The organism is Tardiphaga sp. GW821-FHT12E02, from assembly GCF_058807155.1.
Map to the genome: position 1 here is coordinate 1 of NZ_JBXAQK010000005.1, position 5428 is coordinate 5428.

Here is a 5428-nt window from a genome sequence, read left to right on the forward strand (position 1 = left end):
GAGACCATCGAGGCCGCCGGGGCGAGGCTGCTCTACCTCCCGCCCTACAGCCCGGACTTCAATCCCATCGAGCAGATCTTCGCCAAGCTGAAGGCTCTGCTCCGGACAGCGGCGGCCCGCACCGTCCCTGATCTGTGGCACGCCATCCGGCAGGCTTTGGCTCGCTTCACGGCAGATGAGTGCCGCAACTCCTTGCTGCCGCCGGCTACGATACCGACTTGGCCGTCGCTACGTGACCGGGCACGGCTCTAATGCGGCCTCTGCCGCCGGCCACATTCCACGTCCTATCAAGAGACGCCGCGCAAACGCGCGGCGTCTCTTCGCGTGGCCGGTTGCCCATTCTCTAGGCCAAAGACTCTCCTTCATCATCCCCGCCCACGCGGCGAGCAGCATCCCTTCAAGGTCATTATCCTCCCCAACCACTACGCTGAACACAGCGAGCGTGTCCGCAAACTCTTCGACCTTGAGATGTCCGCGAGCCTGCAGCGCCGTGACCAACATCGTCAGCGCCTTGCCATTTGCGCCGATCATGGCGCGCTCCACCCGCGAAAGCCTCAGGTTCGCGCCTCGTTGCACAGATTCGCAAACCAACGGCGCAATCCGCTTGGCGCGTCCTCAACAGCCGTCGTGCTCATTATCGTTCTCCGATTAACTCCAGCGTCGGCATCCCGCCCGACGAAGGGAAGTGACGTCGAACAGTATCTATGACGACTATTATAGTCGGGCTCGACATTCTCCAAAAGCGTTGGTGTCAAGACGAGCGTGAAGTCGTCCGATCGGTCGCTGGCCGACAGTGGAAGATGAGAGAGTTAGAGGAGGGCCGGGATTTCGTGACGGGTTGGAGGTCGAGAGAGAGGCTCTCGGCCGCCCGTCGCGGAGTAAATCCCGATGGCTAGTGCAGCTCAAAAGATCGTCCTGTCGTCTTCGCGCGACATCCCTTTCAACAAACTGGTCCTGAGCCAGTCGAACGTTCGGCGCGTGAAGGCCGGCGTCTCAATCGAGGACCTGGCGGCCTCGATCATCCGGCGCGGGCTTATCCAGGGTCTTAACGTCCGGCCCGTGGTCGATGGCGACGGCAACGAGACCGGGATGTTCGAGGTGCCCGCCGGCGGCCGCCGCTTCAGGGCGCTCGACCTGCTTGTAAAGCAGAAGCGCCTCGCCAAGACCGCCCTCGTGCCTTGCGTGGTGCGTCCGGTCGACGATCCGATCCTCGCCGAAGAGGTGTCCTACGCAGAAAATGCCGAACGCGCCGCGCTGCATCCTCTCGACGAGTTCCGCGCCTTTCAGGATATGCGCCTCAAGGGCACGCCCGAAGAAGATATCGCCGCCGCCCACCGCGTCAGCGTTCAGGTGGTGAAGCAGCGGCTGCGCCTTGCAGCGGTCTCACCGACGCTGCTGGACATCTATGCCGACGATGGCATGACGCTGGTGCAGCTCATGGCCTTCACCGTCTCGAACGACCATGTCCGCCAGGAGCAGGTCTGGGAGGCGATCAAGGACTCCTGGTCGAAAGAGCCGTACCAGATCCGGCGCATGCTCACCGAGACAACGGTGCGCGCTTCGGACAAGCGGGCCGTGTTTGTCGGGCTCGACGCCTACGAGGCGGCTGGCGGCGTCATCATGCGCGATCTCTTCCAGTCCGACGATGGCGGCTGGCTGCAGGACCCCGCGCTGCTCGACCGGCTGGTCGCCGAGAAGCTGAAGGCGACGGCAGGGACGATCGCCGCCGAAGGCTGGAAGTGGATCGAAGTGGCGGTCAGCTTCCCTTATGACGCCGCGCGGGGCCTGCGCGAGTTGCAAGGCGAACCGCTCGACATCTCGGCCGAGGAACAGGTCACCATCGACGCGCTCAACGCCGGATATCAGAAGCTTGAGGGCGAATATGAGGGCGCCGACGAGCTGCCGGACGAGGTCGACCAGCGCCTCAAGGCCGCGCAGCTCATCGACCATCTGAAGAAGGGCGACATGGCCAAGGAGGCCGAGCGCCTGCTGGTCGACACCGGATGGCTCCCGGAGCCGCTCCGCCTGATTGCCGAGGCCGAGGCGTCCGCGCCGGAGATCCAGACCGGCGGCGAGGATGAGGGTGCTGCGCTGCCCGACTTCCTCGCGGGCGATGACGAGGAGCCCGCCGGCGAAGACGACGAACGCCACCTCGTCGCGGCCGAGTGATCGCTAGGGCGGAGCGGCTCCGGTCGCTCCGCTTAACCTTCCAACCAAGGAGCTGCGCCATGTTGCAATCCCCACCGGCGCCCCGACGCGTCGTCTTCCAATATCTCGTGCCCGTGCAAGTCGAGGTCGAGGACGGGCTCGTTGCCCGCGTTGCCGTCATCGACGAGACGCCGGTCCGCGATCCCATCGTCGTCGAGGGCGACCCCGCCTATCTCGACGATGCCGTGCGAGCCGCTGACGACGGCCAATCCTGGCCGTCCTGGCAGTTCGGCTACTAGCCCGACGACAATCCGAACCCTCCCGAGCCCGGCTCAGCGCCGGGCTTTTTCGTTTCTGGAGCCCGCCATGACCGACTTTCTCACCCGCTTTTCCTGCCTACTCGACGTCGGCACCCCCGCGAACGCTGTGCGCGCCTTCGACATCTACACCACGTTGATGGCCGAGAACGCCCGCGAGGACCCGCCGGCCGAGCCGTTTCTGCTCTCGCTGACGCCCGAATATGGGCCGGCCCGGCTCTGGCTGCGCGCCCCGGGCAGCGCCGACCAGCAACTCGCGATCACCTTCGTGACGCGCTGCGCCAAAGCCTTCGGGCTGACCGGGCGCTGGGGGTTTCAATGGGTCACCATCGCCTCCAACCCTGTCGTCGGCGGGTTCTACGGGGGCGCCCATGTCCTTGAACTTTCAACTGGCGCGACGGTCGAGTGGCTGAGCACCCGACGTTGGCTCGCGGAGCGACGGGATGCCCGATGAGCATCCCCGATCATGCCCGCACCAACTTTCAAACGTTGCTAAACGCCGCGACCAGCGGTGACCTGGCGCTCATGGAATGCACCGAGGTCGCGACCGGCGGGACGCGCTACGTCATCTGCGCCGTGGGGCGCGAGGGTGATGACTATATGCTTACGCCCTTCGGTCACCTGGCCGACGGCAACCCCTTCGAGCTTTATCGTCCGCCGGAAGCCTGACCTGAGCGCGATCGCCGCCCCTACCAGACCGCGACCTCCCACTGGCCGTTGACCCGTGCGAAGCCGATCGGACGGTTCTGCGGAGCCGCACCGGTCTTCGCCGGGTCCATGACAAGCTGCGTCATACAGGTCACGCCGGGTCCGACACCGCCAGGCGAGCAATCGCCGAGCTTCAGCGTCGCCCGCTCCAGCGATGTGCCGGTGAACAAGCGATGGCGCCTTACCGCGGCCGTCGCTTCTTCCTCGCTCGACTGCGCCACGCCGGCAGCGATGGCCGGCGATGCCGAGACTGGCGAAATCACCGGCCGGAGAACGAAGCCTGCGCCGAATCCGACTGCCAGGCATCCGGCCGCAATGATGCCAATCGCGCTTCCCTTCATGCCGCCTACCTTCCTCCCCAGGCGCGGCGAGCCTGTCGAAGGGCGCGCCGCGGCCAATTTTCCCAACTGAGACTAGCGTCCCATCACGTCCGCCGGAAGCCGGATCGATGACGACGCGCGTCGACCGCGCCAGAGTGAGAGGTCGGCCGGGACGGGTTGAGCCCGTCCGGTCGAGAGAGAGCGCCGGGCCGGCTCGCCCGTCTTTCGCTCTTTCGAGGTATCTTCCATGCTTCACGCTCCGGTCCAGGAACCCGCTTCGGCCGCCTCGCTCCCGCTCGCGTCCCACGCGCCGCCGGCCGCCGCCATTCTCGCCGCCGCCGAATATCTCCTTCCGCATCTCGAACAGGGCCGGCCCATCGACGCCGCCATCTGCGCTCCGTCATGGAACAGGCCTTTGGTGCATCCGACACCAGCGGCGCCTGGGATTGGAAGACGGCCTACGAGGCTTGCGAGGCGGCGACCGTTCTGTTCCTGCGAAAATACGGAAAGCCGCTTTTCCGCAAGGCCGCAAGATCATCCATGTCGACATGGACGCCTTCTATGCATCCGTCGAGCAACGGGACAATCCGGAGCTTCGCGGCAAGCCGGTCGCGGTCGGAGGTTCGCGGGAGCGCGGAGTCGTGGCCGCGGCAAGCTACGAGGCACGCAAGTTCGGCGTACGCTCGGCGATGCCTTCGGTCACCGCGCGGCGCCAGTGCCCGGACCTGATCTTCGTGAAACCGCGCTTCGAGGTCTACAAGGCGATCAGTCAGCAGATACGCGAGATCTTTGCCGAGCATACGCCGGTCATCGAGCCTCTATCGCTGGACGAAGCGTACCTGGACGTCACCGAGAACCTGCAGAACATCCCGCTGGCGCGCGACATCGCGCTGAAGATCCGCGCGAAGATCAAGGAGGAGACCGGTCTCAACGCTTCGGCCGGAATCTCCTACAACAAGTTCCTCGCCAAACTTGCCTCCGATCACCGCAAGCCCAACGGCCAATACGTCATCTCTCCGGACATGGGCCCGGCGTTCGTCGAAGGCCTCGCCGTCGGCAAGTTCCACGGCATCGGTCCTGCTACCGCGACCAAATTCAACGCGCTCGGTATCCGTACCGGGCTCGACATCCGCAATCAGACCCTCGCGTTTCTCGAAGCTCATTTCGGAAAGTCGGGGACCTACTACTACTGGATCTCGCGCGGCAAAGACGATCGGCCGGTCCGCGCGAACCGCATCCGCAAGTCGGTCGGTGCCGAGAACACGTTCTTCGAGGATCTGACGGAGCTCGACGCCATGATCGAAGCGCTGCAGCCCCTCATCGACAAGGTCTGGCGCCACTGCGAAGCGACCGGAAATCGAGGGCGTACCGTCACGTTGAAGGTCAAGTTCTTCGATTTCGAGATCATGTCGCGGAGCCGTTCGATGCCCGGAGCCGTCGCCTCGCGCGACGATCTGGAGCGGATATCGGTCGGCCTGCTTGAGGCAACAATGCCGCTTCAGAAGGCTGTTCGCCTTCTTGGCGTGTCGCTGTCCTCGCTCCAGGCAGGAGACCACCTCGAAACCCAATTCGGCCTTCCCATTTGATTCAGGAAGCGCCCTATCGAAAAATGGATACTAAGCCACCCCAAGCGCTTACTCGTCTAACAAAAACCATGTCGCCCGTGGGGCTTCATCGCTTTCAACTCCCGGAAGATTCAAGCAATCTTCCGTTTGCGTGGAGCAGCAGTCGCCTTGTCTTCATCTTGCGGCTAGGCTTCACATTGGCAATCTGTTGAAGCGAAGATTCCAACACAGTTCGTTGCGCGCTCAGCCAGAACGCCTCCGAGCGATCGTCCGGGCGACCGGCATCGTTCCACATGTGATAGGCGCGCTCGCGGATAGCTTGTTCCATGTCCTGCATCGACGACTCCTTGTGCGATGCGGGAGACCATGG

Annotated in this window: 7 protein-coding genes and 3 pseudogenes; 7 read left to right on the top strand and 3 right to left on the bottom strand. The window is 64.3% G+C overall.

Annotated elements, in window-relative coordinates; all coding sequences use genetic code 11:
- Positions 1 to 236 (top strand): annotated as a pseudogene (locus tag AC1RQ5_RS30965) (transposase); the annotation flags it as partial.
- On the opposite strand, the gene AC1RQ5_RS30970 reads toward AC1RQ5_RS30965, so the two are convergent.
- A complete protein-coding gene (locus tag AC1RQ5_RS30970) occupies positions 229 to 531 on the bottom strand; it encodes a hypothetical protein (RefSeq protein ID WP_493204653.1) in 303 nt (100 codons plus the stop codon). The pseudogene AC1RQ5_RS30965 and the gene AC1RQ5_RS30970 sit on opposite strands and share 8 nt — an antisense overlap.
- A gap of 357 nt (positions 532 to 888) precedes the next feature.
- Here AC1RQ5_RS30970 and AC1RQ5_RS30975 point away from each other — a divergent pair.
- The 4 genes and pseudogenes from AC1RQ5_RS30975 to AC1RQ5_RS30990 all read left to right on the top strand — a co-directional run.
- A pseudogene (locus AC1RQ5_RS30975) lies at positions 889 to 1926 on the top strand (ParB/RepB/Spo0J family partition protein); the annotation flags it as partial.
- 302 nt (positions 1927 to 2228) lie between these two features.
- Positions 2229 to 2447: a hypothetical protein gene (locus AC1RQ5_RS30980; RefSeq protein ID WP_168073965.1), complete on the top strand. Its 219-nt coding sequence runs from the start codon at positions 2229 to 2231 to the stop codon at positions 2445 to 2447.
- A gap of 67 nt (positions 2448 to 2514) precedes the next feature.
- A complete protein-coding gene (locus AC1RQ5_RS30985; protein ID WP_493204654.1) occupies positions 2515 to 2919 on the top strand; it encodes a hypothetical protein in 405 nt (134 codons plus the stop codon).
- Positions 2916 to 3134 (top strand): DUF6117 family protein, encoded by a 219-nt coding sequence (locus tag AC1RQ5_RS30990; protein ID WP_493204655.1) that lies wholly within the window; start codon positions 2916 to 2918, stop codon positions 3132 to 3134. The genes AC1RQ5_RS30985 and AC1RQ5_RS30990 overlap by 4 nt, the downstream gene beginning before the upstream one ends.
- Positions 3135 to 3154: 20 nt before the next feature.
- Here AC1RQ5_RS30990 and AC1RQ5_RS30995 read toward each other — a convergent pair whose 3' ends face one another.
- Positions 3155 to 3514: a hypothetical protein gene (locus tag AC1RQ5_RS30995; RefSeq protein ID WP_493204656.1), complete on the bottom strand. Its 360-nt coding sequence runs from the start codon at positions 3512 to 3514 to the stop codon at positions 3155 to 3157.
- 226 nt (positions 3515 to 3740) lie between these two features.
- Here AC1RQ5_RS30995 and AC1RQ5_RS31000 point away from each other — a divergent pair.
- Together AC1RQ5_RS31000 and dinB are read left to right on the top strand one after the other, a co-directional pair.
- Positions 3741 to 4024 (top strand): annotated as a pseudogene (locus AC1RQ5_RS31000) (hypothetical protein); the annotation flags it as partial.
- Positions 4025 to 4041: 17 nt separating this feature from the next.
- The gene (dinB, locus tag AC1RQ5_RS31005; protein WP_493204657.1) at positions 4042 to 5079 is read left to right on the top strand and encodes a DNA polymerase IV; all 1038 of its coding nucleotides are present in this window, start codon (positions 4042 to 4044) and stop codon (positions 5077 to 5079) included.
- A gap of 94 nt (positions 5080 to 5173) precedes the next feature.
- On the opposite strand, the gene AC1RQ5_RS31010 is transcribed toward dinB, so the two are convergent.
- The coding region (locus tag AC1RQ5_RS31010) for a DUF2934 domain-containing protein (protein WP_493204658.1) at positions 5174 to 5428 on the bottom strand (255 nt) is incomplete at its 5' end.

Coding starts and splice junctions, on each gene's coding strand:
- AC1RQ5_RS30970 (WP_493204653.1), bottom strand. CDS start 531: ATGATCGGCGCAAATGGCAAGGCGCTGACGATGTTGGTCACGGCGCTG.
- AC1RQ5_RS30980 (WP_168073965.1), top strand. CDS start 2,229: ATGTTGCAATCCCCACCGGCGCCCCGACGCGTCGTCTTCCAATATCTC.
- dinB (WP_493204657.1), top strand. CDS start 4,042: ATGGACGCCTTCTATGCATCCGTCGAGCAACGGGACAATCCGGAGCTT.
- AC1RQ5_RS30995 (WP_493204656.1), bottom strand. CDS start 3,514: ATGAAGGGAAGCGCGATTGGCATCATTGCGGCCGGATGCCTGGCAGTC.
- AC1RQ5_RS30990 (WP_493204655.1), top strand. CDS start 2,916: ATGAGCATCCCCGATCATGCCCGCACCAACTTTCAAACGTTGCTAAAC.
- AC1RQ5_RS30985 (WP_493204654.1), top strand. CDS start 2,515: ATGACCGACTTTCTCACCCGCTTTTCCTGCCTACTCGACGTCGGCACC.